This window comes from Methylobacterium sp. AC690 (genome assembly GCF_979256535.1).
Genome location: NZ_CEEDOX010000057.1, coordinates 1 through 527, shown reverse-complemented (window position 1 = coordinate 527; position 527 = coordinate 1). Strand labels below are relative to the sequence as shown.

General features: G+C 64.7%; 1 protein-coding gene. It reads left to right on the top strand.

Annotated features, from left to right (window positions below):
- Nucleotides 1-527, top strand: a 527-nt coding sequence (locus AC0IY1_RS25310; RefSeq protein WP_471773327.1) for an Ig-like domain-containing protein, incomplete at both ends; no start/stop codon positions are given.

Below are 527 nucleotides of genomic sequence, written 5' to 3'. Positions count from 1 at the left end.
ATCAACGACGGGCAGCTGCTGGCTGGTGAGTCTGCCATCGTCACGTTCCAGTTCAGCGAAGCCGTCACGGGCTTTGCCCTGAGCGATGTGACCGCGACGCACGGGCAGCTGAGCAGCCTCACGATGGTCGATCCGCTGCGGTACACCGCGGTGTTCACGCCAGAGCCGAGCTACACTGGTTCTGGTGAGATCAGCATTGCGGCCGGGCTCTATACAGATGCGGCAGGGAATGCTGGCGCTGGCGGTCGTGTTGCCACGGCGATCGATACGATCGATCGAGGTGCGACGGTCCTCACGACGGGTCAGGACGTCGTCCTGCTGTCGGCGGGCGACCAAACCGTTCAGGCCACTGCCGCAACGCTGAACCCTGGCACCTCCGTCTACAGCCCGACGACAGGTACCTACACTTACACCGGAGGCGACCAGCTGGATGGGGGCGCCGGCTACGACGTGCTCGCGCTCACCGGCTCGGGTAGCTTCGACCTAGCAAACCTGGCCCAGTTCGCCGGCTTCGAGGAGGTGCGTCT